24 protein-coding genes and 1 other RNA gene are annotated in these 24,424 nt (G+C 67.7%); 13 read left to right on the top strand and 12 right to left on the bottom strand.

Annotated elements, in window-relative coordinates; translation table 11 throughout:
• Positions 1–228 precede the first annotated feature (228 nt).
• The 3 genes from pta to KA248_01765 all read right to left on the bottom strand — a co-directional run bounded on the left by pta (position 229) and on the right by KA248_01765 (position 3,292).
• The gene (pta, locus tag KA248_01775; GenBank protein ID MBP7828626.1) at positions 229–1,239 is read right to left on the bottom strand and encodes a phosphate acetyltransferase; all 1,011 of its coding nucleotides are present in this window, start codon (positions 1,237–1,239) and stop codon (positions 229–231) included.
• Positions 1,240–1,243: 4 nt separating this feature from the next.
• On the bottom strand, positions 1,244–2,503 hold the full coding sequence (locus KA248_01770) for an acetate kinase (GenBank protein ID MBP7828625.1): 1,260 nt from the start codon (positions 2,501–2,503) through the stop codon (positions 1,244–1,246).
• A gap of 162 nt (positions 2,504–2,665) precedes the next feature.
• On the bottom strand, positions 2,666–3,292 hold the full coding sequence (locus KA248_01765) for a protein-L-isoaspartate(D-aspartate) O-methyltransferase (GenBank protein MBP7828624.1): 627 nt from the start codon (positions 3,290–3,292) through the stop codon (positions 2,666–2,668).
• A 210-nt stretch (positions 3,293–3,502) separates the two neighbouring features.
• Here KA248_01765 and KA248_01760 point away from each other — a divergent pair, with 210 nt between their 5' ends.
• The 12 genes from KA248_01760 to KA248_01705 all read left to right on the top strand — a co-directional run bounded on the left by KA248_01760 (position 3,503) and on the right by KA248_01705 (position 13,659).
• Entirely contained in the window at positions 3,503–3,895 is a 393-nt protein-coding gene (locus KA248_01760) for a CBS domain-containing protein (GenBank protein MBP7828623.1), read from the top strand.
• Between the two features lie 62 nt (positions 3,896–3,957).
• Positions 3,958–4,983: a 4Fe-4S dicluster domain-containing protein gene (locus KA248_01755; GenBank protein MBP7828622.1), complete on the top strand. Its 1,026-nt coding sequence runs from the start codon at positions 3,958–3,960 to the stop codon at positions 4,981–4,983.
• Positions 4,980–5,828 (top strand): FAD/NAD(P)-binding protein, encoded by an 849-nt coding sequence (locus tag KA248_01750; GenBank protein MBP7828621.1) that lies wholly within the window; start codon positions 4,980–4,982, stop codon positions 5,826–5,828. The genes KA248_01755 and KA248_01750 overlap by 4 nt, the downstream gene beginning before the upstream one ends.
• A complete protein-coding gene (locus tag KA248_01745) occupies positions 5,828–6,574 on the top strand; it encodes a hypothetical protein (protein ID MBP7828620.1) in 747 nt (248 codons plus the stop codon). Before KA248_01750 ends, KA248_01745 begins: the two co-directional genes overlap by 1 nt.
• Positions 6,571–7,869 carry a Ni/Fe hydrogenase subunit alpha gene (locus KA248_01740; protein MBP7828619.1) on the top strand — a complete coding sequence of 433 codons (1,299 nt, stop codon included), beginning with the start codon at positions 6,571–6,573 and terminating at the stop codon, positions 7,867–7,869. The genes KA248_01745 and KA248_01740 overlap by 4 nt, the downstream gene beginning before the upstream one ends.
• 66 nt (positions 7,870–7,935) lie before the next feature.
• Positions 7,936–8,829 (top strand): HEAT repeat domain-containing protein, encoded by an 894-nt coding sequence (locus tag KA248_01735; GenBank protein ID MBP7828618.1) that lies wholly within the window; start codon positions 7,936–7,938, stop codon positions 8,827–8,829.
• Positions 8,830–8,860: 31 nt separating this feature from the next.
• Complete coding sequence (locus tag KA248_01730; protein MBP7828617.1) at positions 8,861–9,343, top strand: hydrogenase maturation protease; 483 nt, start codon at positions 8,861–8,863, stop codon at positions 9,341–9,343.
• Entirely contained in the window at positions 9,325–9,693 is a 369-nt protein-coding gene (locus tag KA248_01725; protein ID MBP7828616.1) for a hydrogenase maturation nickel metallochaperone HypA, read from the top strand. Before KA248_01730 ends, KA248_01725 begins: the two co-directional genes overlap by 19 nt.
• Positions 9,674–10,321, top strand: coding sequence for a hydrogenase nickel incorporation protein HypB (gene hypB / locus KA248_01720; GenBank protein MBP7828615.1), 648 nt, complete (start codon positions 9,674–9,676; stop codon positions 10,319–10,321). Before KA248_01725 ends, hypB begins: the two co-directional genes overlap by 20 nt.
• 248 nt (positions 10,322–10,569) lie before the next feature.
• The gene (locus tag KA248_01715; GenBank protein MBP7828614.1) at positions 10,570–12,267 is read left to right on the top strand and encodes a hypothetical protein; all 1,698 of its coding nucleotides are present in this window, start codon (positions 10,570–10,572) and stop codon (positions 12,265–12,267) included.
• Positions 12,268–12,282: 15 nt separating this feature from the next.
• Positions 12,283–12,969 carry a TrkA family potassium uptake protein gene (locus tag KA248_01710; GenBank protein ID MBP7828613.1) on the top strand — a complete coding sequence of 229 codons (687 nt, stop codon included), beginning with the start codon at positions 12,283–12,285 and terminating at the stop codon, positions 12,967–12,969.
• Between the two features lie 3 nt (positions 12,970–12,972).
• A complete protein-coding gene (locus tag KA248_01705; protein MBP7828612.1) occupies positions 12,973–13,659 on the top strand; it encodes a hypothetical protein in 687 nt (228 codons plus the stop codon).
• 50 nt (positions 13,660–13,709) lie between these two features.
• Here the strand turns inward: KA248_01705 and KA248_01700 are convergent, their stop codons facing one another.
• The 9 genes from KA248_01700 to KA248_01660 all read right to left on the bottom strand — a co-directional run bounded on the left by KA248_01700 (position 13,710) and on the right by KA248_01660 (position 23,606).
• Positions 13,710–13,955, bottom strand: a complete 246-nt coding sequence (locus KA248_01700) for an exodeoxyribonuclease VII small subunit (GenBank protein ID MBP7828611.1) — start codon at positions 13,953–13,955, stop codon at positions 13,710–13,712.
• Positions 13,936–15,255: an exodeoxyribonuclease VII large subunit gene (xseA, locus tag KA248_01695; protein MBP7828610.1), complete on the bottom strand. Its 1,320-nt coding sequence runs from the start codon at positions 15,253–15,255 to the stop codon at positions 13,936–13,938. The genes KA248_01700 and xseA overlap by 20 nt, the downstream gene beginning before the upstream one ends.
• On the bottom strand, positions 15,252–16,037 hold the full coding sequence (locus tag KA248_01690) for a TIGR00282 family metallophosphoesterase (protein MBP7828609.1): 786 nt from the start codon (positions 16,035–16,037) through the stop codon (positions 15,252–15,254). Before KA248_01690 ends, xseA begins: the two co-directional genes overlap by 4 nt.
• 176 nt (positions 16,038–16,213) lie before the next feature.
• The gene (gene rny / locus KA248_01685; protein ID MBP7828608.1) at positions 16,214–17,782 is read right to left on the bottom strand and encodes a ribonuclease Y; all 1,569 of its coding nucleotides are present in this window, start codon (positions 17,780–17,782) and stop codon (positions 16,214–16,216) included.
• A 2-nt stretch (positions 17,783–17,784) separates the two neighbouring features.
• On the bottom strand, positions 17,785–18,396 hold the full coding sequence (locus KA248_01680) for a 5-formyltetrahydrofolate cyclo-ligase (protein MBP7828607.1): 612 nt from the start codon (positions 18,394–18,396) through the stop codon (positions 17,785–17,787).
• Positions 18,393–19,736 (bottom strand): replication-associated recombination protein A, encoded by a 1,344-nt coding sequence (locus KA248_01675; GenBank protein MBP7828606.1) that lies wholly within the window; start codon positions 19,734–19,736, stop codon positions 18,393–18,395. The genes KA248_01680 and KA248_01675 overlap by 4 nt, the downstream gene beginning before the upstream one ends.
• A 21-nt stretch (positions 19,737–19,757) precedes the next feature.
• A non-coding RNA gene (gene ssrS, locus KA248_01670) (6S RNA) lies at positions 19,758–19,945 on the bottom strand.
• Positions 19,946–20,241: 296 nt separating this feature from the next.
• On the bottom strand, positions 20,242–22,647 hold the full coding sequence (locus tag KA248_01665; protein ID MBP7828605.1) for a phenylalanine--tRNA ligase subunit beta: 2,406 nt from the start codon (positions 22,645–22,647) through the stop codon (positions 20,242–20,244).
• 137 nt (positions 22,648–22,784) lie between these two features.
• Positions 22,785–23,606, bottom strand: a complete 822-nt coding sequence (locus KA248_01660) for a thermonuclease family protein (GenBank protein ID MBP7828604.1) — start codon at positions 23,604–23,606, stop codon at positions 22,785–22,787.
• A gap of 63 nt (positions 23,607–23,669) precedes the next feature.
• Between KA248_01660 and KA248_01655 the strand changes: the two genes are divergently transcribed.
• A complete protein-coding gene (locus KA248_01655; GenBank protein ID MBP7828603.1) occupies positions 23,670–24,419 on the top strand; it encodes a hypothetical protein in 750 nt (249 codons plus the stop codon).
• Positions 24,420–24,424 lie beyond the last annotated feature (5 nt).

The following is a 24,424-nucleotide window of genomic DNA, read 5'->3' as shown; positions in this document are numbered from 1 at the left end:
CCTCCATGATTCCTGCCACTGGAGGGCGGAGCTCTGCGACGCCGTTCGTACCGCCTCTCACCCGTACCTGGTATCATCCCGGGCAGAACAGCAGGCTCATAGCGCCTGCGGCACCGTGGACGTCTGCTGAAAGTACAGCGGGAGCTACGAACCCGCTGTGATTCGGGCGCCAAAAGTGGAAGGGCTGTCCATGTCCGCCCAGGGCGCGGGGGGCGCCGCGCCCTCCCGTCAGCCCAGCGACTGGCAGACGGTGATGGCGGCGACGCCGACGATGTCGTCCGCGCTGCATCCGCGGGAGAGGTCGTTCACGGGCTTGGCCAGGCCCTGCATGATGGGGCCGTAGGCGGCGGCGCCGGCGAGGCGCTCGGTGAGCTTGTAGCCGATATTGCCGGCCTGGAGGTCGGGGAAGATCAGGATGTTGGCGGCGCCCTTGAGCGGGCTGTCCGCGCACTTCGAGGCGGCGACGGCGGGGACGATGGCGGCGTCCGCCTGGAGCTCGCCGTCCACGAGGGCGTCGAGCCCGAGCTCGGCGACGCGCTTCTTCGTCAGCTCCGTGGCGCGGACCATCTTGTCCACCAGGTCGTGCTTCGCGCTGCCGCGGGTGGAGAACGAAAGCATGGCGACGCGGGCCTGGCCACCGACGAGGGCCTGGTAGGTGCGGATGGTGGCGACGGCGATGTCCACGAGTTGCTCGGCGTTCGGGTTGGGATTGACGCCGGAGTCGGCGTAGAGCAGGACGCCCTGGCCGCCGGGCGCGGGCCTGGCGAGTTCCATGACGAAGCAGCTGCTGCCGAACTTGATGCCGGGGGCGGTGCCGACGCACTGGAAGGCCGTGCGGACCATGTCCGGGGTGGAGGCGATGGAACCGGCGACGAGGCCGTCGGCCAGGCCCTCGCGGACCATCAGGTTGCCGAAGTAGAGGCGGTCCCGGATCGTCTCGCGCGCCTGCTCGGGGGTCATGCCCTTGGCGCGGCGCAGTTCGAGGAGCTTGAGCATCAGGCGGTCGCGCTCGGGGGCGTTGAGGTAGTCGAGCACCTGGACCGGGAGCCCCTCGAACGAGATCCTGTCGCGGGTCTTCGCGCGCTCGGCGGGGGAGGCCAGGACGATGACGCGGGCGGCGATGCCCTGCTTCGCGATCCCGGCGGCGGCCTCCATGACGCGCGGGTCGTGGCCCTCGGGGAGCACCAGCGTGCGGCCGGCGGCGCGGGCCTTGGGGACCAGGGTATCGAGCAGGCTCATGGGGTCAGATCCTTTCCTCCGCGGCGGGTGTCAGCAGGCGCACCGTCTCGCGCGCGATCATCAATTCCTCGTTGGTCGGAACCACGACGGCCTTCAGGATGCTCTCCGCGGTGCTGATCACCGCGGTGCGTCCCACGACGGAGCGGTTGACCTCCTTGTCCAGGAAGCAGCCCAGGCAGCCGAGCCGCGAGACCACGCGCTCCCGGATGTAGGCGCTGTTCTCGCCAATGCCCCCGGTGAAGACCACGGCGTCCGCGCCGTCGAGGATCGTTTCGTAGGCGCCGATGTAGGACACGAGCCGGTGGAAGAACATGAACAGCGCGCGCTTGGCCTGGTCGTTGTCGCCTTCCGCGGCGGCGATGATGTCGCGCATGTCGCCGCTGCCGATCCCGGCGACGCCGAGCAGCCCGCTGCGCTTGTTGAGCATCTTGTCCACATCGTCCGCGCTCATCCCCTGCCGCACGAGGTACAGAACGACGGCCGGATCGATATCGCCGCAGCGGGTGCCCATGACCAGCCCGTTGAGCGGGGTCATGCCCATGCTGGTGTCGATCACCTTGCCGCGATCGATGGCCGCGATGCTGCAGCCGTTGCCGAGGTGGCACGTGATGAGCTTGAGCCGGGCCATCGGCTTGCGGAGGAAGGCGGACGTGGCCTGCGCGACGAACTTGTGCGACGTGCCGTGAAAGCCGTATTTGCGAACCCCGTACTTTTCATAGTACTCGTAGGGAATGGCATACAGGTAGGACGAGGGCAGCATGGATTGGTGAAAGGCCGTGTCGAACACGGCGACATTGGGGATGTCGCCGAAAACCCGCTCGCAGGCCTCGATGCCGCCGAGGTTCGGCGGGTTGTGCAGCGGGGCCAGCGTGGCCATTTCCTGGATGATCCGCTTGACCTCGTCCGTGATCCGGACCGAGTCGCGGAACTTCTCGCCGCCGTGCACGACACGGTGCCCGATGGCCTCGACCTCGCCGAGATTGGCCAGCACGCCGACGGCCGGGTCCACCAGCTTGTCGCAGATGACGCGCAGCGCCTCGTCGTGGTTCTTGACGGCGACCTTCTCCTTGAGCTTCTTGCCGTCGAACCGCTCGTAGAGCAGGCCGGGATCGGCCAGGCCGATGCGCTCGACGATGCCCTTGGCGCGGATGGCCTCGCCCCGCATCGAGTACATCGTGAATTTCAACGAGGAGCTGCCCGCGTTGACCACCAGAACGTTGGACGGACCCACGGGGATCAACTCGGATTCTGTCGGCGCTTCCATGACGATCTTGCCTTTCTCTATGGATCGCCTGGGGCGACCGGGCCGGACTTGGTTCTGGGGCACAGCCCGGGCGTCTCTTTAACCAGACGCGCGGCGCGGCTTCAAGTGAAATCCGGCAGGATCCTTCGCGCCGCGGCGCGCTCGGCGCGCGCGCCGGCGGCCCTACCGGCCATGGACCATGGGGACGAACCGGACGGGCAGATCGTTCTCGACCTTCACCTGGCCGTCTTTCTTCCGGAGGATGACCAGCCGCTGCGCGCCGGCGGCGCCGAGGGGCAGGATCATGCGGCCGCCGTCCTTGAGCTGCTCGACGAGCGCGGCCGGCACCTCCTCGGGCGCGCAGGTGACGAGGACGGCGTCGAAGGGCGCGTGGATCGGCCAGCCGAGGTAGCCGTCGCCGGCAAGCACCTGCACCCGCGGATAGCCTTCCGCGGCCAGGGCCTTCCGGGCATGCTCGGCCAGTTCGGGAATGATCTCGATGGTGAAGACCTCGGCCCCGAGTTCGGCCAGGATGGCCGCCTGGTAGCCGGACCCGGTGCCGATCTCGAGGAACCGCTGCCCCTTCCACGGCGCCATCTTTTCCGTCATGTAGGCCACGATGAACGGCTGCGAAATGGTCTGCCCGTGGCCGATGGGACAGGGATGGTCGCCGTACGGGTCCGTCGCGCCCCGGTATTCCTCCGGGATGTACTGCGGCCGACGGACCTTCTCCATCGCCCGGAGCACCTCGGGATCGCGAACGCCGTAGCTTTTCAGCAACTCGACCATGGCGATGGCCTTGGCGGGCATTTCCCCGTCGGACCGCGGCCGTTCTTCGGCGCGCGCGCAGCCGCCGGCCAGGGCCACCAGGAGCGCGACGCCCGCCAGAATGACGACCCTCTTCACGGGCCGAGTATAAACCGCCGGGCCGCCGGTGAAAATACGGAAAAAAGGCTGGCCACCGGGCGACCTTTTATATAAGGTCTGCACCCGATTCACTCTTGTTCCTGCGAGGCGCCCATGAAGATGAAAACAGCCCAGGATCTCATGACCCACCCGGTCATCACGGCCACCGAATCCATGCGCGTCATGGAAGTCATCGACCAGCTGCTGCGCTGGCACATCAGCGGGATGCCCGTCGTGGACGACGCAGGCCGGCTGATCGGCATGATCACGGAGCACGACCTGCTGAACTTCGCGTTCGACGGCCACGCCGAGGAGGCGACCGTGGGCGAGGCGATGAGCCGCAAGATCGTCTCGTTCCCGCCGGAGACGCCGATGCAGGACCTGGTCCACACCTGCGTGAACCAGCGCATCCGCCGCGTGCCGATCGTGAAGGACGGCAAGGTGGTCGGCATCGTCAGCCGGCGCGACGTCCTGCGCGAGATCCAGCTGATGTACGGGCACGACTGACCCGCCGCTTTCCAACCCCCCGCCGCGCCGCGGCGGGACGCGAAGCCGAAGGAGAACACCGGATGAGCATAAAGAAGATAGGCCCCGCCGCCCTGGAACGCTGGGTGGACGGCCTGATCGGTCGGCAGCAGGTGATCGGCGTCCAGGCCAAGGGCGACAAGTTCGCCTTCGCCCCGCTGGCCGCGGCCGCCGCGCTGCGGCTGGACTACGACGTGGCCGTGACCGCGCCCAAGGCCTTCCTCCAGCCGCCCTGCGAGACCCTCCTTCGCTTCAGCGCGAAGGGCTACGAGAGCGTGGTGGACGAGGCGCCGCTCGTGCTCTTCGGCGTGCACCCGTACGACGCCGCCGCGATCCTCCAGATGGACGCGGTCTTCGCCGCGGGCCAGCCGGACATCCACTATCTCAAGCGCCGCGCGAAGGCCACGCTGGTCATCGCCGACGTGCAGCACGCCTCGGCCCACGTGTTCGCCGGCTGCATGAACACCGCGGTCCTCGAGGAGGGCGGCGACGTGATCCTCACCCGGATCAACGACGAGTACCTCGTGGAGAGCCGCTCGGAAAAAGGCGCCGCGTTGATGCAGCCGATCACGGGCGAGCCGGACGCCGCGGAGGCCGACCTGCAGCTCCGGAAGATGACCTGGGAGCACAACAAGAAGCTGCTCAAGCGCCACGAGTTGAAGGTCAAGCCGGAGGACCTCCCGGCGCTGCTGGCCCGCTCCTACGACCACCCGGTCTGGGAGGAGAAGTCGAAGCGCTGCTTCTCCTGCGGCTCGTGCAACCTCGTGTGCCCAACCTGCTACTGCTTCAACGTCCGCGACGACGTGAACTGGGACCTCCAAAGCGGCGAACGCGTCCGCACGTGGGACGGCTGCATGCTCGCCGAGTTCGCCCTCGTCGCCGGCGGCCACAACTTCCGGAAGAAGAAACCGGAGCGCTACCGCCACCGCTACCTGCGGAAGGGCCAGTACCTGTTCGAGCAGCACCGGCAGATCGCCTGCGTCGGCTGCGGCCGCTGCATCGGCGCCTGCGTGTCGAAGATCGCGAACCCGGTGGAAATCTACAACCGACTGGCGGAGGGACCGCGATGAGCCAGACCCTGACCACGCTGCCCGAGAAGGACATTTACCTGCCCGAGCCGGCGGACGTCGTCCGCGCCGAGCCGATGACGAAGATGGAGATGTTCTTCGAGTTCAAGCTCTCCGGCGGCCGGCCGCTGGGCCACCAGCCGGGCCAGTTCGCCGAGATCGCCATCCCGGGCATCGGCGAGGCGCCGATCTCGATCTCCTCGTCCCCGACCTACCGCGACGGGTTCCAGATGGTCGTGCGCAACGTCGGCAACGTGTCCGCGGCCATGCACCGCCTGACCCCGGGCCAGAAGGTCGGCATCCGCGGCCCGTTCGGAACGCACTTCCCGGTGGACGGCGCGATGAAGGGGCAGGACCTGCTGTTCGTCTGCGGCGGCATCGGCCTGGTGCCGGTCCGGTCGGCCATCGACTACGTCCTGCACCATCGCAAGGACTACGGCCGCGTGACGATCCTGTTCGGCACCAAGACCCCGGCGGACCGGCTGTTCGTCGAGGACACGAAGCGGTGGGCCGCGCAGCCGGACACCACCTACCTCGAGACCGTGGACCGCGGCGACGAGAACTGGAAGGGGAACGTGGGCGTCATCACGACGCTGATGCCGAAGGTCAAGGTGGACCCGGCCCGGACGGTCGCCATCATCTGCGGCCCGCCGATCATGTACAAGTTCGTGATCCTCGAGCTCGACAAGATGGGCATCGGGAAGGACCGGACCTACGTCTCGCTGGAGCGCCACATGAAATGCGGCGTCGGGAAGTGCGGGCACTGTCAGATCAACGGCCTGTACGTCTGCCAGGACGGGCCCGTGTTCCGCTATACCGACGTCGCCGAAGTACGGGAGGCCATCTGATGGACAAGCCGCGCGTCGCCATTTTCGATTTCGCCTGCTGCGAGGGGTGCCAGCTCCAGATCGTCAACCTGGAGGAGGAACTCCTCGACGTCCTCTCGCTGATCCAGCCCGTCGAGTGGCGGGAGGCCATCAGCGACCAGAGCGACACCTATGACATCGCCGTCGTCGAGGGCTCGATCACGCGGCCCGAGGACGAGGAGAAGCTGCGCCAGATCCGCTCGCGCGCCAAGGTCCTCGTCGCCCTCGGGGCGTGCGCCACGATGGGCGGCGTGAACAAGCTGAAGAACAACTTCACCATGGACGACGTCCGGGCGACCGTGTACGGGAAGGACGCCTGCAAGCCGCACCTCAACACCATGCCGACCAAGGCGCTGGACGAGGTGGTCAAGGTGGACCTGAAGATCCACGGCTGCCCGATCAACAACAAGGAGTTCGCCTACATCCTGCGCTGCGTCGCCCTGGGCAAGACGCCGGCGATCCCGAACTACCCCGTGTGCGTCGAGTGCAAGATGCGCGGCAACGTGTGCCGCTACGAGTACAACGAGATCTGCCTCGGCCCCGTCACCCGCGCCGGCTGCGACGCCAAGTGCCCCTCCGCGGGGTTCTGGTGCTTCGGCTGCCGCGGCTACGTGGACGACCCCAACGTCCAGGCCGCGCGCGAGGTCATGGAGCACTACGGCAAGACCATGGAAGACCTGAAGGGCCGGCTGCTGCTGTTCGGCAGCGGGCAGGAGAAGACCTCATGAGCAAGACCATCGACATCCACGTCCACCACATCACCCGCGTCGAGGGGCACGGCAACATCGTGCTGCGCGCCTCCGACGGCCGTATCGAGAAGCTTGAGTGGCAGGTGCCCGAGGCGCCCCGCTTCTTCGAAGCCATGGTCCGCGGCCGCAGCTTCGAGGACATCCAGACCATCGTCAGCCGCATATGCGGCATCTGCTCCGTCACCCACTCGTTCTCGGCCATCAAGGCGATCGAGGACGCCATGGGCATCGAGGTCTCCGACCAGACGGACAAGCTCCGGATGCTCCTGCACTACTCCGAGCAGCTCGAGAGCCACAGCCTGCACGTCGGCTACCTCGTCGCGCCGGACCTGCTCGGCCAGAAGTCCGTCGTGCCGCTGGTCGCCAGCCACCCGGCCGTCGTCAAGACCGTGATCAAGCTCCACCGCACGGGCAACCAGTGGATGGAGGCGATCGGCGGGCGCATGACCCACCCCGTCACCATCAAGCCCGGCGGGTTCGCCAGCCTGCCGACCGAGCAGTACCTGCGGGAGCTGAAGAAGACCCTCGAAGGCATCGTTCCTGACCTCAAGACCCTCGCCGAGGTCGTCTTGAGCCTCGCGCCCAAGCTCCCGGCTTTCGACCGGGACACCGAGTACATCGCGCTCGTCGATCCGACGCACTACTCGTTCTACCATGGAGGCATCGGCAGCACGGACACGAAGGAAATCACGCCCGTGCAACAGTTCGAGTCCGTGGTGAACGAGTACGTCACGGCGCAGTCCACGGCCAAGTGGTGCAAGTGGCACCGCGACGCCTTCGCCGTCGGCGCGCTGGCCCGGTTCAACCTGAACGCCGAGTTGCTGCTGCCCCTGGCGGCGGCCACGGCGAAGAAGCTCGGCCTGAAGAAGGGCTGCTGCAATCCCTACATGAACAACGTCGCCCAGGTCGTCGAGTGCGTGCAGATCACGGAGCACAGCATCCAGATCATCGACGAACTGCTGACGAAGGGCCTCAAGCCCGAACTGCCGAAGGTGGAGCCCCGCGAGGGCGAAGGCGCCGGCGCGGTCGAGGCGCCGCGCGGCATCCTGTTCCACCGCTACGCCTTCGACAAGAAGGGTAACTGCGTCCGGGCCAACTGCTGCATCCCGACCAACCAGAACCACGCGAACATCCAGAAGGATTTCGAGGCCCTGGTCCCGCAGATCATGGACCGGCCGCAGGAGGAAATCCGGCTGCTCCTCGAGATGCTCGTGCGCGCTTACGACCCGTGCATCTCGTGCTCCACGCATTATTTGAACGTGGAGTTTGTGTAAGAGCGGCTATGCCGGGCTTGGGACGGGACTTACTTTGCTTCGCGCGTTCACGTTGGGGAAGCCGGCATGAAGAACCCAATGGACCGGCAGCTTGAAAAAAAGCTGTCCGAGCGCGCCGTGGCCATCGGGCGGGAAGGCGATGTCGGCAGTTTCAGTGAGCTTCTGACCTTGCTGCATTCCTCCTCTGCCAATGCCCGGCGGCTGGCCGCCTCGGCGTTGGGCAAGCTGGCCTGGATGGGCGTGGACCAGGCGGCCGCGGTGGCCGCGCTCGGACCCGTGGCACACAACGACCCTCACACGCAAACCCGGCAATATGCCATCAAGGCGCTGAAGGCCTACGGCGCGGCGGCGCAAAGCTGCCTGCATGACCTGCGCGACATGGCCCAAAACCCGCGCGAAAAGGACTACATCCAGCGCGATGCCACCGCGGCCGCGTTGTTCATCGAGGAGGCGGTCCGCATTGCGGCGGCGGCCGCCGAACATCATTGTCAACGGTGCAACGCGAAGGTCACGGCCGATGAATACGCGCGGTCTCACCAGGCCTTTCAGCGCGTCTTTTGCGACCGGTGCTTCGACGAGACCTTCCTGGAGCGCCGCAACTTCGAGACGCAGGTCGAGATCAACAAGACCATCCAGGCCCGCGACGGCACCGTCGTGCAGTCCGAGGGCGAGCGGCGCATTGCCGATTGGCTGACCGCTCACGGCCTGGCCTATCGCTACGACGCGAAGTACCGCATCATTGCCGAGTTCCAAATCCGGCCGGACTTCTACCTGCCCGAACTGGACGTCTACATTGAATACTGGGGCCTCGACACGCCGCAGTACAAGATGAGCATGTACAAGAAACAAACGCTGTATCAGCAGGAAGGCAAACGGTTGATCTCGGTTTACCCCAAGGACCTGCCCGGCCTGGACAACCTCCTGACCGCCAAGCTCAAGCTCTTCGGCTTCACCCCTTGAGATATCCGCGCGCGAAGCAAAGCGAATAGGCATGAAGTCAGAGGAAACACCTTGCATCGTCATCGGCCTCGGTAACCTGCTCATGTCCGATGAAGGCATCGGCGTGCGCCTGGTCGAGCGGCTGGCCGCACGGGCCGCCGAGTTCCAAGACGTTCAATTCCTCGACGCCGGCACGTCCGGAATGGTCGCGCTGCACGCGATGGCGGGAAAGCAAAAGGCCGTCTTCGTGGACTGCGCCCTGATGGGCGAGCCCCCCGGCACGATCCGGCGCTTCACGCCGGACCAGGCCGCCAGCCTGAAGAAGATGCCGGGGCTTTCGCTTCACGAGGGCGACCTGTTCGGCATCCTGGAGCTTTCGAAGCAACTGGGCGAATGTCCGCCCGAGGTCGTCATCTTCGGCATCCAGCCCGACCGAATCGAACTCGAGCCGCAACTCTCGCCTACGCTCGCCGCCCGTCTCGCCGACTACGAGGCGGCCGTCCTGGCGGAAATCCCATGCACGAACTCTCCATAGGCCAGGGCATCGTCCAGGCGGTACTGGCCGAACTGGCCGGCCGCGGCCTGCCGCCCGGTGCCCTGCGCGCGGCCCGGATCGCCGTCGGCGCCCTGCACCAGATCGTGCCGGATACGCTGGTTTTTGCCTACGAGTCTCTGACGCAAAACACCCCCGCCGCCGGCTCGAAGCTCGTGCTCCGCCCGGTCCCGGTCACGGCGCGGTGCAAGGCCTGCGGCTGGCAGGGCGCGCTGGAGGTGCCCCTTTTTCTGTGCGGGGCTTGCCAATCGGGCGAAATCGAGTTGATTACGGGAATGGAACTGCACCTGGAAAGCCTGGAGGTCGACGAACATGGCGACGCAGAACATTAAAGTCTACAAGGACCTGATGGGCGAAAACGAGAAGTGGGCCGCCGCCACGCGCAAGGTCCTCGCCGAGCGGAAACTGTCCATGGTCAATCTCATCGGTTCGCCGGGCTCCGGCAAGACCGCGCTGATCGAGGCCACGGCCAGGAAACTGGGCGCCGGGTTCCGCGCGGCCGTGCTGGAAGGCGACGTCGAGACCACGCGCGACGCCGAACGCATCGCGGCGGTGAACCTGCCCGTCAGCCAGTTGCTCACCGGCGGCGCGTGCCACCTCGAGGCCAAGCTCGTGCACCAGGCCCTGCTGGAACTCCCGGCGGAGAACCTGCGGCTGGTCATCGTCGAGAACGTCGGCAACATGGTCTGCCCCGCGGAATTCGATATCGGCGAGCACGCCAAGGTCGCGGTGTTGAGCGTGACCGAGGGCGAGGACAAGCCGCTGAAGTACCCCCTGCTCTTCCGCGAGGCGAAGGCGGTCGTGCTGACCAAGATCGACCTGCTGCCGCACCTGGAGTTCAACCTGGCGGCGTGCGAAGGCTTCATCCGCCAGGTTCACGCCGGCGTCCCAGTGTTCAAGCTGTCCGCCCGGACCGGCGAAGGATTGGCGGGCTGGACGGACTGGTTGCAGGGCATATAGCAAACGGCTCGCCAGAGGCTCGCCCTCCAAGTGTCTCTGGAGGGCGAGCGTCCACGCGAGCCGCACAAAGACGTCCATGATCAGGTTCTTTCCGTTGCCTCGATGCTGGAAAAAAAGGGGGGGGGCGGGAGCCGTTCTTCTCGTTATGGCCTAAGAAGTTGCGAACAGAAAAGGACTCCCGACCCCCTTTCCCGTGTTGCATCGGCCGCGCGCGCCTGCTGTAATGGTGCGCGTCGGGAGCGGCGCGCATGTTGCAGCGGCTTTCCAGAATCCTGGACCGGATCATCGGCCCGGTGGCCCTCCTCGCCTTCCTGATCCTGCTGCTGGAACATACCGCCGCGCTGCGCCCGCTGGCGCCCTGGCTCCGGCGGGTCAACCTGGGCATCCTCGGCCTGTTTCTCGCGACGGTCATCACGACCTTCCTGGCGAGCGAGGACAAGCGTCGGCACCTGCGCCGGCACTGGATGGATCTCATCGTCTTCGTGCCCCTGCTCCAGTTCGCGTGGGTCGGCACGGGTTCGCCGTGGAGCGCGTTCGGGCGGCAGTTGGTCATCGTGGCCATGCTGACGTCCCGCGCGCGCCGGGCCTATCGGTTCCTCTCCCTGCTGCTCGCGAAGCCGGCGCAACTCATGCTGATCACCTTCGTTCTCGCGATCGGGACGGGCGCGATCCTGCTGCAATTGCCCGCGGCGACAGCGGACGGCGTGCCGCTCTCCTTCGTGGACGCCCTGTTCACGTCCGCGTCGGCGACGTGCGTGACGGGCCTGATCGTGGTGGACACGGCGACCCGGTTCAGCCTGTTCGGGCAGGGCGTCATCCTGGCCCTGATCCAACTGGGCGGCCTGGGCATCATGACCTTTTCCGTCGCGGTCCTGGTCCTGCTGCGGCGCTCGCTGGCGATGAAGCAGGAGGCCGTGCTCCAGGACATCCTGGACCAGGAGGCGCTGTCCAGCGCGCGGTCGCTGCTGGTCTTCCTCGCCGCGATGACCTTCGCCGTCGAGACCGTCGGGGCGGCCGGACTGTTCCTCGCGTGGCGGACCGCCGTGCCCGACCCGGTCGCGCGGGCGGGCCACGCGGCGTTCCACGCGGTATCGGCCTTCTGCAACGCCGGCTTCTCGACGTTCAGCGACAGCCTGGTCCGGTTTGCCGCCGACGGGCCGACCAATCTCTGGATCGGCGCGCTCATCGTGGCCGGCGGTCTGGGATTCGCCGCGGTGCAGGACGTGGTGCAGTGCGCGCGCGGCCGCTGCCGCGTCGGCGGGGACCGTACGCACCGGTTTCGGATCCAGACCAAGATCGTGCTGACCGTCACCGTCCTGCTCATCCTCGGCGGCGGGATCCTGATCGGGCTGTCCGAACGGAAGGGTGTTCTCGCGTCCCTGCCCCTGCGGGGCAAGCTCTGGGTGTCCCTCTTCCAGTCCGTCACCACGCGAACCGCGGGCTTCAACACGTGCGACATCGCGGCCCTCGCGCCCGGCACGCTCCTGGTCATGATCATCCTGATGTTTATCGGGGCCTCGCCGGGCTCCACCGGCGGCGGGATCAAGACGACCACCGCCGCGGTCCTGTGGGCCTCCGTGATCAGCGGCCTCCAGGAGCGCCCGCACGTCCAGCTCTGGAAACGCACGATCTCGCTCGGGACGCTCCAGAAAGCCATGACGGTCTTCCTGCTTTCCATTATAGTGGTCCTGGGCGGCACGCTGGCGCTCCTCGCCGCGGAAAACAAGCCGTTCCTGGACATCGCGTTCGAGACGGTCAGCGCGTTCGCGACGGTGGGACTTTCCACCGGCGTCACCCCGGCGCTCTCCGCCGCGGGCAAACTGGTGGTGACGGCGTTGATGTTGGCCGGCCGGCTGGGCCCGTTGACCCTGGCCTACGCCTTCGCGGCGCGCCGGCGCGCCGGCGGGCATTATGCCTACGCGGAAGAGCGGGTCATGATCGGTTGAGGAAGGCGGTACGCCATGAGACAGATCGGCATCATCGGGTTGGGCCTGTTCGGGCAGACCCTGGCGCGCGAACTGGCCGACCGGGGCGTCCAGGTCCTGGCCATGGACCGCGACCGGGATCTCGTCGAGGAGATCAAGGAGGACGTCACCCACGCCGTGCAACTGGACTCCACCGACGAGGCCGCGCTCCAGGCCGTGGGCATCAAGGACATGGACGTGGTGGCCGTCTGCATCGGCGAGGACATCGAGGCCAACCTGCTGACGACGATCCTCCTCAAGAAACTCGGCATCCGGCGCGTCTGGGTCCGCGCCATCAGCCCGCTGCAACGGGAAATCCTCAAGGCCCTGGAGGTGGACGAGGTGATCAACATGGAGGAGGAGATGGGCCGGATCACCGCGGCAGGATTGGCCTCCGCGGGCATCGCGCGCCACATCCCGCTGTCCCGCGGGCACAGCATAGCCGAGATCGAGGTCCCGGCCGCCTTCGTCGGTCAGCCCATCCGCCGGATCGCGCCGCGGGAGAAGTACCACGTCAACATCATCGCCATCAAAAAACCGGTGCCCCGGATCAACGAACAGGGTGAGCGGCTGCTGGAGGAGGATTACGACGACGTGCCCTCCCCGGATGAGCCCCTCGAAGAGGGCCACAAGCTCCTGGTCGCCGGCCGGAACGAGGACATCGAGAAATTCTCCTCCCCCTGAACCATGACCCATCACGCGATCATCCTGGCCTGGGTCGCCGTCGTCGCGGCGCTGGCGACAGGCTACGCCGTCCTGCTCCTCGGCGGCCCGCTGCCGCGCCTCTGGCGGCCGCTCCTCGCGTGGCTGGCCGTCGGCCTGGCCGGGTGGCTCTACCTGATGCTCCGCCTGACCGCCGCGCGCCGGCGCCTCGTCGGCTTCCTGCGGCGCCTGCTCGCGGGCGACTACGAAACCGGGATGCGGCAGCGGGATCGCTTCCCCGACGAGGTCACCGGCATGGCCCGGCTGGCCAACCAGCTCGGTCAGCAGCTCCAGGCCTACGACACGCTGCGTGCCGAACGCGTGGCCTTGAGTTCCCGGGCCCTGGACCTGCTCCACCGGGAAGTCTCCGAGCCGGTCCTGCTGGCCGACACCGAGAAGGAGTTCTTCCGCCTCAACCCGGCCGCCCAGGAGTTCCTGGGCACGGAGAAGGAAACCCTGGGCTTCGACGCCCTGCGCGCGCAGCCCGCCAACCAGGCCTTCATGAACCTCGTCCGCAAGGCGTCCGAGCAGGACAAGCAGGATGACGCCGCAGTCGTGCCGCTGCAAGTCATGCCCGGCCGCGAGCCCCGCGAGGTCCGGATCCGGGTCCGCCCCCTGAAAAACAAGAAGGAGGAAGTCGGCCTCGTCGTCATCCTCCTCGCCGCCGGCTGACACCGGCGCGGGCGGGGGCGCGGCGGCGGTGCAGCGAGGCTCCGCCTGTTTCAGCCCGGCTTCGCTTCAAACGGGACGGTCGAGGGCTCGCCGTCCTTCTTCACCAGCAGCTCGATCTTCCGCTCCACCTCGTTGAGCTGACCGGCGCACAACTTGACCAGGGCGGAGCCTTCCTCGAACGCCGCCATCATTTTCTCCAGGCTCAACTGGCCGCCTTCCATTTCGGCGACGATCGCCTCCAGCCGCGCCAAGGCCTTCTCAAACGTCATAGGTTGTTCAGCCTTTTTCTCCGCCATGCGTCCCTCCCTTCACGACCTCGGATTCCAGGATGCCCCGATGCAGCTTCGTTGAAATATGCTCGCCCGCCGCCACCCCGGCGGCGTCACGCAGGATGTGTCCGTCGGCCCGCCGGGTGATGCTGAACCCCCGCTCCAGCACGGCGTCCGGGCTCAAGGCCTTCAGCGAGGCCGCCAGCCGCCGCACGTCCTGCCGGCGCGCGTCGCGCCAGACGAGCGCCTGTTTCCGGAAGCGCAGGCCGAGTTCGTCCAGCCGCTGCTGCCGCCGCTGGAGCAGGTGCCGGACCTCGCGGGCCAGGCCCGTCTTCAGCGCCCCGATCCGCTGCCGGTACTGCCTCGCCAGGTTGCGCGGCTCGCGGAGCACCTGGTCGACCTTCAGAAGCCGGTTTTTCAGTTTCAGGGCCCGCTGCCGGAGCGCGCCGGCCATCCGGCCCGCCCACTGGTCCAGCATGCGCTCGAAATCCGCCTTGGGCCGGACGACCAGTTCCGCCGCCGCGGACGGCGTCGGCGCGCGCAGGTCGGCGATAAAGTCGCAAATCGTGAAATCAGTCTCGTGCCCGACGGCGGAGATCACCGGGATCGCCGACCGCGCGATGGCCCGCGCCACGACCTCCTCGTTGAACGCCCAGAGATCCTCCAGGCTGCCCCCGCCCCGCCCGACAATCAACACGTCCAGCCCACCCCGCGCGTTGAGCAGGTCAAGGGCCCCGGCGATCTCCGCCGCCGCGCCCTCGCCCTGGACCTTCACCGGAGCGACCAGGAGATACAGGTTCGGGAAACGCCGGCCGAGGATGTTCAGCATGTCCTGGATCGCCGCGCCGGTCGGCGAGGTGACGATCCCGATCCGCCGCGGCAGCATCGGCAGCCGCTTCTTCCGCGCCTCGTCAAACAGGCCCTCGGCGGCCAGCTTCTTCTTCAGCTTCTCGAAGGCCTCCTGGAGGCTGCCCTTGCCCGCCTCCTCGACCTGCTTCACGATGATTTGGTACTGGCTGCGGGCTTCATAGGCGGTGATCTCGCCGAACGCCCGGACCTTCAGCCCGTCGCGCAGCTCGAACCGCACCGCGCCGCGGGAGCCCCGGAACAGCGCGGCCTGGATCTGCGCGCTCTCGTCCTTGAGCGTGAAATACACGTGGCCGGACGAATGCACGTGGACGTTGGAAAGCTCGCCCTCGACCCAGACACTGCCGAACTCGTTCTCCAGCGCGACCCGGATCAGGCGGGTGAGCTCGGAGACCCGGTAGACCCGGCGGCCGTCCGGAGGGGGTGAGGATTCAGGGTTCAGGGTTCGGGCGCTATTCATTTCTCCACGCGCTCCCGCACGCGCTTGACCTTCTGCGCCCGGCCGGTCTCCGCGTCCACGGTGACCAGCAGGCCCTCGAGCCGCACGTCGCCGGTGGCGACGTCGAACGGGGCCGGCATGCCCGTGGTGAACCTCTTGAGCACAGGCGCCACCTCCCGGCCCAGGACGCCATCGTGCGGGCCCGTCATGCCGAGGTCGGTCAGGTAGGCCGTGCCCTTGGGCAGGATGGTTTCGTCCGAGGTCTGCACGTGGGTGTGAGTGCCGACCACCGCGCTGACCCGGCCGTCAAGGTACCGGCCCAGCGCGATCTTCTCGGACGTCGCCTCGGCGTGAACATCCACGATGATGACCTTCCCCAGCCCGGCGTCCGGCTTGAGGACCTGGTCGGCGGTCCGGAACGGGCAATCGAAGTGCGGCGCCATGAAGACACGCCCGACGACGCTAAGGACCGTAACCCGGCCGCCGGGGGTGTCCACGGTGATCCACCCGCGGCCGGGGCAGGCCGGCGCGGAGTTCGCGGGGCGCAACACGCGGGGCTCCTTTTCCAGGAACGCCGCCAGGTCCTTCTGGTCCCAGGCGTGGTCGCCGAGCGTGATGACGTCCGCCCCCGCGTCCAGGATCTCGCGCGCCAGCGCGCCGGTGATCCCGCGCCCGCCCGCCGCGTTCTCCGCGTTGGCCACGACGAAGTCCACCTCGCCCTTCTGCCGCATCAGCCCGGCCACGCGGGCAAAGGCCGTCCGGCCCGGTGATCCCACCATGTCGCCCACAATTAGGATCCGCATGGCATCTCCTTCAACAACGAAATCCGAAATACGAATATCGAAATCCGAAACAAATCCGAAGTTTCACATGACCGAAACGGCGCGAACCCTTCGTTTTCCACTGGCCTGTTTTGAACATTCGGAATTCAACCATTTGAATTTGTTTCGGATTTCGTGCTTCGAATCTCGGATTTGCCTTACTTGGCGTACTCCACGCACCGGGTCTCGCGGATCACGGTGACCTTGATCTGCCCGGGATACTTCATCTCCTGCTCGATCTGCTTGCTGATGTTGCGGGCCATCTGCATGGCCTCGTTGTCGTCGATCTTGCCGGGCTCGACGATCACGCGGATCTCGCGGCCCGCCTGCATCGCGTAGCTCTTCTCGACGCCGCGGAAGCTGCTCGCGATCTCCTCGAGCTTCTCCAGCCGCTTGAGGTAGATCGCCGTCGTCTCCGAGCGCGCCCCGGGACGGGAGGCGGAGATGGCGTCCGCCGCCGTCGCGAGGACCGCGTAGGTGTTGCCGCCGGCCTCCACCTCGCCGTGGTGCGCCGCCACGGCGTTGACCACCGCCGCCGACTCGCCGCACCGCTTGAGCAGGTCGGCCCCGATGATCGCGTGGTTGCCCTCGACCTGGTGGTCGATCGCCTTGCCGATGTCGTGGAACAGGCCGACGCGCTTGGCGACCACGGGGTCCAGCCCGAGGTCGGCGGCCATCATGCCCATGAGCTGCGCGGTCTCGACCGAGTGCCGCAGCACGTTCTGGGCGAAGCTATGCCTGAACTTCAGCCGGCCGAGCGTCCGGACCAGCTCCGGCGCCACCCCCTGCAGGCCCAGCTCGAAGATCGCCTCCTCGCCGGCCTTGCGCGTGACCTCGTCCATCTCCTCGCGGACCTTGGCGACCACCTCCTCGATCCGCGCCGGGTGGATGCGGCCGTCGGCCATCAGCCGCTCCAGGGAAACCCTGGCCACCTCCCGGCGCAGGGGATCGAAGGACGAAATCACGACGACCTCCGGCGTGTCGTCGATCAGGAAGCTGACGCCCGTCGCGGCCTCGAGCGCCCGGATGTTGCGGCCCTCGCGCCCGATGATCCGCCCCTTCATCTCGTCGTTCGGCAGGTTCAGCGTGCTGGTCGTGACCTCGGCGACCTGCTCGGAGGCGTAGCGCTGGATGGCCGTCGTAATGATCTCGCGGGCCTCCTTCTCGGCGTTCGCCTTGGCCTCCTCCTGGTATTTCCGGATCATGGCGCCCGTCTCGGCGCGGAGTTCCTCGTCCACCTTCTGCAGCAGGATCCGCCGGGCCTCCTCGTGCGAAAGGCCGGCCACCTCCTGCAGCTTGGCCTTCTCCCGGTCCACCACGGCCTGGATCTCGGCCTCGCGGGCCTTCACGGCCTCCCGGCCCTTCTCGATCTCGGCCATCCGGTCGTCGAGCGCCTGTTCCTTCTTGTCCAGCACGCCCAGCTTGCGGTCCAGGTTCCCCTCGCGCGCGGCGATCCGTTCCTCGAGCGCCATCAACTCCTGCCGCCGCGACCGGATCTCCGCTTCGAACGCGTCGCGGGCGCGGATGACCTCGTCCCGGGCCTGGATCTGCGCCTCGCGGGCGATGACCTCGGCGTCCTTCTTCGCCTGCAAGAGAGTCAACTCGGCTTTTTTCTCAATGGTATGCGCGTGGGCGCGGGCCAACAGCGCCCGGGTGTAGAAGCCCAGGACCATCAGCAGGAACGCGAAGACGGTGGGCATCCACCAGTTGGTTGTCAGTTCTTCCATGTTCAGCTCCTGCCGGCTTGAAGAAGGCGGCCGGCGGTTTTTGGTTTTTGCTTCAGGATTTCATTCATCACGTACAGCCCTTCGTCCGTCGCCACGGCGTCCATGTTCACGTCGTGCGGGGCGCGGGGCACCCGGCGCACGAGCTGCGCCTCAAACGCCACGCCGATGCGCAGGCCCGCCGTGCGCGCCAACAGGCGGTCGTAGTGCCCGCCCCCGCGCCCCAGCCGCCGGCCCTTCGCGTCGAAGGCCAGGCCCGGGACCAGGACCATCTCGATCCTCCGCGGGTCCGCCGCCCGACGCCGGGCCGGCTCGGCGATGCCGTAGCGCCCGGCCTTTTCCGCCGCGCCCGGCGTCCACCAAGCCCACGCGTAGGCGCCCTTCGCGCCGTCGAACACCGGCACACAGACCCGCGCGCCCCGCCGCGCGGCCGCGCGCAAGAGCGGACCCAGTTCCACCTCGCCCGGCGTCGCCCGGTAGGCGGCGATCACCCGCGCCGCCCGGAAGACCGGCCACGAGGCCAGCCGCCGCCGAACCCGGCCGCTTCCCGCGCGCACCTTTGCCGCCGGCCAGCGGGCCCGGCGCGCGCGCATGCGCTTTCGAAGGATTTCCTTCATTCCGCCTTTTTCCCGCGGCGCGCCTTCTTGCGCTGTTCGTTCCAGTGCTCGATCCTCCGCTTGATCGTCTCCTCGTAGCCCTGCTCCGTCGGCGCGTAGTAAATCTTCGACGTCGGCGCGTATTCCTGGTCCACGAAATGCCCCTCAAAGCTGTGGGCGTATTTATAGCCGGCGTGCCCGAATTCCTTCGCGGCCTTCTTGGACCCCGTGCTGCGCAGCGGGCGCGGGACCGGCAGGACGCGGTCGTGCGTAACGTCGTCCATCGCCGCCTCGATGCCCAGGTACGACGCGTTGCTCTTGGGCGCCGTCGCCAGGTACGTCGTCGCCTGGGCCAGGATGATCCGCGCCTCGGGCATCCCGACGAAATCCACGGCCTCCAGCGCCGACGTCGCGACCGTCAACCCGCGCGGGTCGGCGTTGCCGATGTCCTCCGACGCCAGGATCACCAACCGCCGCGCGATGAACCGCGGATCCTCGCCCGCGTAGATCATCTTCGCCAGCCAGTAGAGCGCCGCGTTGGGGTCGGAGCCGCGCACGCTCTTGATGAACGCGGAGATCGTGTCGTAGTGGCCGTCCTCGTCGTGGTCGTAGACGACGGCCTTCTTCTGGATCGAGTCCGCGGCCGCGTCGCGGGTGACGAGCACGCTCCCGTCCGGGCCCTTCGGCGTCGTGAGCGCGGCGATCTCCAAGGCGTTGAGCGCGCGCCGCGCGTCGCCCTCGCAGACCTTCGCCAGGTGGTCGAGCGCCTCCGGCTCGGCCTTCGCCGGCAGCGCACGCAGCGCCTCGTCCCGCTCCAGCGCGCGGTCGAGCAGCACCCGGACTTGGCCCGGCGCGAGGGCCTCGAGCTGGAAGATCTGCGAGCGGGACGTCAACGGCGAGTTGATGAAGAAAAAGGGATTGTGCGTTGTGGCGCCGACCAGGATCACGGCGCCGTCCTCGACGTAGGGCAGCAGCACGTCCTGCTGGGCCTTGTTGAAGCGGTGGATCTCGTCGATGAACAGGATGGTCTCGACGCCGCTGGTCGCGCGGCGATTGCGGGCCGCCTCGAGGTGCGCGCGCAGCCCGGCGACGTTCTCCAGCACGCCGCTGGTCCGGACGAACTTGCGGCGGGTGACCCGGGCGATGACCTCCGCGAGCGTGGTCTTGCCGCAGCCGGGCGGGCCGTAGAGGATCAGGCTTCCGAGCCGGTCCGCCTCGATGGCGCGGCGGAGCAGCTTGCCGGGGCCGAGCAGGTGCTCCTGCCCGACCACCTCGTCGAGGGTCCGGGGGCGCATGCGCGCGGCCAGCGGCCGCTTCTTCGCCTGCTCCGGTTTCTCCTCCTGCTCGAATAGCTCGTCCATCGATCCGCTCCGGGGGTAAAAAAATACCCCGCCATAGCCGTTGGGGCGCTCATCTCTGAACCTCGCTTAACGAGGTGGGTGCTCCGCCGATCGGTCTCCAAGTCCCCCGGGTTTAGCAGGGGCATGTGGGCGCCGCCCGGACTTCGAGCTCCCTGATGGTTAATGTTGGGTCAGAGAATTCGGCCCGATCACGAACAAGGCAGGGTATTTTTTTACCCCCGGACCCCGCGGCCCGGAGGAAATCCCTTTTCTTTGGCAAAGAACACGCCGCCGGCTATCCGGCGGTCGGCCCGGGCGCCGGTCCTCGCGGACCCGGCCCCGCTCTCGGCCGAACCCCGGGCGCCGAAGCCCTCCGGGGCCGCGCGGGTTCCGCGTACTTCGGAAGGGGCTGCCAACTGTCCATTGGATTCACAGCAGCCCGCAGTCCCGCGCCTGCGAATACGAACACTATTTCATTCCATGACGGAATCATGGGAATCTACTCTGCCTTGTTCAAATTCTTCGTTCAGCCTTCGCGGATCTCCGCGTTCAGCTCGCGCTTCAGCGCTTGCTTTATAGCTTCATGATACCCGTTGGCTTCCTCGTCCGTCAAGGTCCGCGCGGCCGACCGGTAAGTCAATGCGTAGGCGAGACTTCGGCGGCCCGCGCCGATGTTTCCACCGGAAAATATATCAAAAATTTCGATGTTTTCCAGCTCCGCCGGCGCCGCTTTCCGGATCAGCCCCACCACATCCTCGTGCCGGATTGCCGCGTCCACGATCAGCGCCACGTCGCGCCGTACCGAGGGATAGGCCGGGACCGGCCGGCACGCGGGCGTCACGTGCGCGCGCCCGAGCAGCGGCGCCAGCCGCACCTCGAGCACCGCCACCGGCTGCGTCATGCGCCACTCGCTCCGCTGCTTCGCGTCCACCAAGCCCATCCGTCCGACCGGTTCGCCGCCGATGAACAGCGCCGCGGCGCTGCCGGCCTCGAGGAACGGGCACCTGCTGTCCGCGGACAGCGTCCACTCGATGCTTTGCGCGTCGGCCAACTCTTCCCAGACGCCCTTGAGCCAGAGATACATTTCCTGCGGCTCCACCGGCCGGCGGCGGTCCAGCCCCGTCCGCCCCGCCGGGCCCATCAGCCCGATCGCGAGCCGGTCCTCCTCGAACGGCTGCCCGTCCGGCCCCACGCCGAACACCCGCCCGATCTCGAAGAGCGCCGCCTCCTCAACCTGCCGCGCCAGGTTGCGGCCCAGCGTGTCCACCATCTGCGGGATCAGCGCCGTCCGCATGACCGCGTGGTCCTGGCTCACGGGATTCGGGATCACCAGCCTCCGCGCCGCGTCGCCGGGATCGAACAGGTCCAGGAACCGGGCCGACACGAAGCTGTAATTCAGTATCTCGCGCAAGCCGAGCCCCACCAGGTGCGCGCGGCAGGCGGCCACCGCCTGCCAATCCGCATCCTTCGCCCCCTCAACGATTTGCGCGTGCGGCGCGGGCGAAGGGATCTGGTCCAGCCCATGGATGCGCGCGAATTCCTCGGCCAGGTCCACCTCGACCTCAAGGTCCGGCCGGAAGCTCGGTACCCGCACGGTGCAGCCCTGCGCGTCCGCCTTCTCTACCGGCAGGGCGAGCGACTCGAAGACCTGCTGGATCCGTTCGCCGCCCTCGTTCAGGCCGAGCAGCGCGTTGACCTTGTCGAACCGGCAGAAGATCCGGCGCGGCTCGGGCTGTTTCGCGAAGACATCCACCACGCCGCGCGCGACGGTCGCGCCGGCGAGGTCGGCCATCAGCTGCGCCGCGCGGCGGCTCGCCCATTCCGTGCGCTCGATGTCCACCCCGCGCTCGAAGCGGTAGGACGATTCCGTGGAGAGCCCGAGCCGCTTCGACGTGCGCCGGATGTCCCGCGGCCGGAAGCACGCGCTCTCGAGCAGGACCGTGTGCGTCGCGTCGCGGATCTCGCTGCCCGCGCCGCCCATGATGCCCGCCAGGGCGACCGGCCGGCGCGCGTCGCAGATCGCCAGCATGTCCGGCGTTACCGCGCGCTCGATGCCGTCCAGCGTCGCGAGCTTCTCGCCCGTGCGGAGGCGCCGGACGACGATCCGCCCCTCCTCCAGCAGTTCCTGGTCGAACGCGTGGAGCGGCTGGCCGCACTCGAGCATGACGTAGTTCGTGATGTCCACGACGTTGCTGATCGCGCGGATGCCGGCCCGTTCCAGGCGCCGCTTCATCCAGGCGGGCGATGGGCCGATCTTCACGCCGGTCATCACGCGGGCCGTGTAGCGCGGGCACCCGTCGGCGTCCTCAACCTCCACGCGCGCAAGCTGTTCCACCGCCGGATCGGACTCCACGAAATGCACCTCGGGCCACTTCACGCGACTCCCGTACAGGGCCGCGACCTCGCGGGCCATGCCGAGTACGCTCAAGCAATCCGGCCGGTTCGGCGTGACGGAAAGCTCCAGCACGGCCTCCGGCGGGCCGAGGACTTCGGAGAGCGGCGTGCCCGGCGCCCAGCGCGCGTCGAGTTCCATCAAGCCGGTATGATCCTCGGAGAGGCCCAGCTCGTCCTCGGCGCAGAGCATGCCGTGCGACTCGACGCCGCGAATCTTCGCGGCCTTGAGCTTCATGCCGTTGGGCAGCGTCACACCGACCGGGGCGAACGGAACCTTCATGCCGGCGCGCGCGTTCGGCGCGCCGCAGACCACCGTAAGTTCGCCCCGGCCGGTATTCACCGCGCAGAGCGTGAGCTTGTCCGCGTTGGGATGCCGGTCCACGCGCAGGATTTCGCCGACGACGATCCCGTCGTAGGTCGAGCCGAAGATCTCGAGGCCCTCGACCTCGGTGCCGGAAAAGGTCAGGCGGTCGGCCAGCCCCCGCGGCGTGTCCTCGAACTCGACGTATTCCTTCAACCAACTGATCGGCAATCGCATGGCGCACCTGCCTGTTTTCCAATGATTGGAAAAATCCGGGGGGCATTTTTCCAAACATTGGAAAAAGTATCGAGCCTTTTCGGAGTGCGCGGGCAAGTCCCGATCGCGAAGCGCATCGGGATGCGACCGCGCTCCGATCAAATCCCCAGGTCGGCGCGGCGGCACTGGCCTTCGATGACGGCGCCGCTGCCGGTGGTGATCTGGATCTTGAGCATGATGGGCGACAGGGCCTCGAGCACCTTGACCTGGGCGCCGCGCTGGAGGATGCCGAGCTGGCGGGAGGCGTCCTCGAGGGAGAATACGGAGACGGTCTGCGGGGTGGTCACGGTCTGCCCGACTATGTCGGCCGGCGCCGCGAGGCCGGCGAGGCGCTGCTCGACGCGGGTCAGGTTCGGCGCCCAGCCGCCCAGCTTCTGGTTCTTGGCCTGCAGCTCGAGCCCCTTGAGCCGGCGGTTGAAGGTCGAGGAGCGGACCTCCTCGGGGACGTCCTTGTCCACGCCATGGATGCGGGCCAGGCCGTTGGCGATGAGCGCCTCGGCCAGGTCCTCGCCCGCCTTGTTCTTGACGACGCCGTAGAAGCGGTCGCGGTCGCTGCGGCCGCGCGCGTCCTCGCGCATGGTCTGGATGGAGAACCCGTCGGCGAGGAATTTCTCGGTGAACTTCTTCGCGTCCCGGCCCAGTTGAACCGTCGCCGCCTCGTCAATGCCGAAGTAGGCCGCCTGTTCCTTGATCCGCTCGGGCAGGCTCCATTCCGATTCCGGCGTGTCCACGAAGTAGAGCCGGAAGATGTAGTGGCGGTTTTTCCAGCGGACGTGGAAACTGTCGCCGTCGTTGGCGGGATTGTCGATGAGGGTGCACTCCTCCATCACGCGCCATTTCTTGGCCGCCCCGGCGCCGGGCGGGAGGAGGGCCAGCGCCGCGAGGGCCGCCGCGAGCCGCTGTCGCCATCCGAAGGTCATGGGTTGATTCTTACCACAGGTCCGGCACAATGTCATCCACCCGACGAAAAGGAGACGATCCGCATGAGCGCACCCGGCCGCCTGGTCATACTGTCCGGCCCGTCCTGCGCGGGGAAGAGCCCGCTGGACAAGGCCCTGGCCCGCCTCTACCCCGAGCTGCACGCGCGGCTGCGCAAGCTGGTGCTGTACAACAGCCGCGCGCCGCGGCCCGGCGAGCGGGACGGCGTGGACTACCACTTCCGGCCCCGGGAGCAGGTCGAGGCGCTGCGGGCCGATCCGCGGTTCGCCGTGCTCGACGTGCGCGGGGACCTGCAGGCGCTGGACCTGGAGGCGCTGGCGAAGCAGTTGGAGCGCGGCGACGCGTTTTTCGAGGGCAACCCGTTCGTCGGGCGCGTGCTGCTGACGCACCCGTCGCTGGCGGGCGTACGGAGGTTGAGCGTGTTTCTCGCGCCGCTGGCTCGGGAGGAGATCCTGGAACTCAAGGACCCGGCGCGGCGCGTGGCGCTGCCGGATTTCGTCACGGACGTCATGCGGCGAAAGCTGCTGCGCCGGACGCGCAAGCAGAAGGGCGAGCTGGCGCTGCCCGACCTGGAGAACATCGAGAAGCGGGCGGGCAGCGCGTACAGGGAGTTGAAGGAGTCCTACGCCTTCGAGCACGTCATCCCGAACCACGACGGCGAGGACAGCGAGAACTGGGACGCGTTCTACTGGCCGCTGGGCGACGCGCGCCGGGCGCTGCTCACGTTCGTCGCGCTGCTGGAAGGCCGCGCCGCGCCCGCGGCGGAGCGGTGGGAAGCCGGGCTGCTGCCCTGACGGGC

Source organism: Kiritimatiellia bacterium, from assembly GCA_018001225.1.
In the GTDB taxonomy this organism is placed as follows: Bacteria; Verrucomicrobiota; Kiritimatiellia; order CAIQIC01; family JAGNIJ01; genus JAGNIJ01.
The sequence above is the reverse complement of the archived record's forward strand: the minus strand, read 5'-3'. Positions and strand labels throughout refer to the sequence as shown.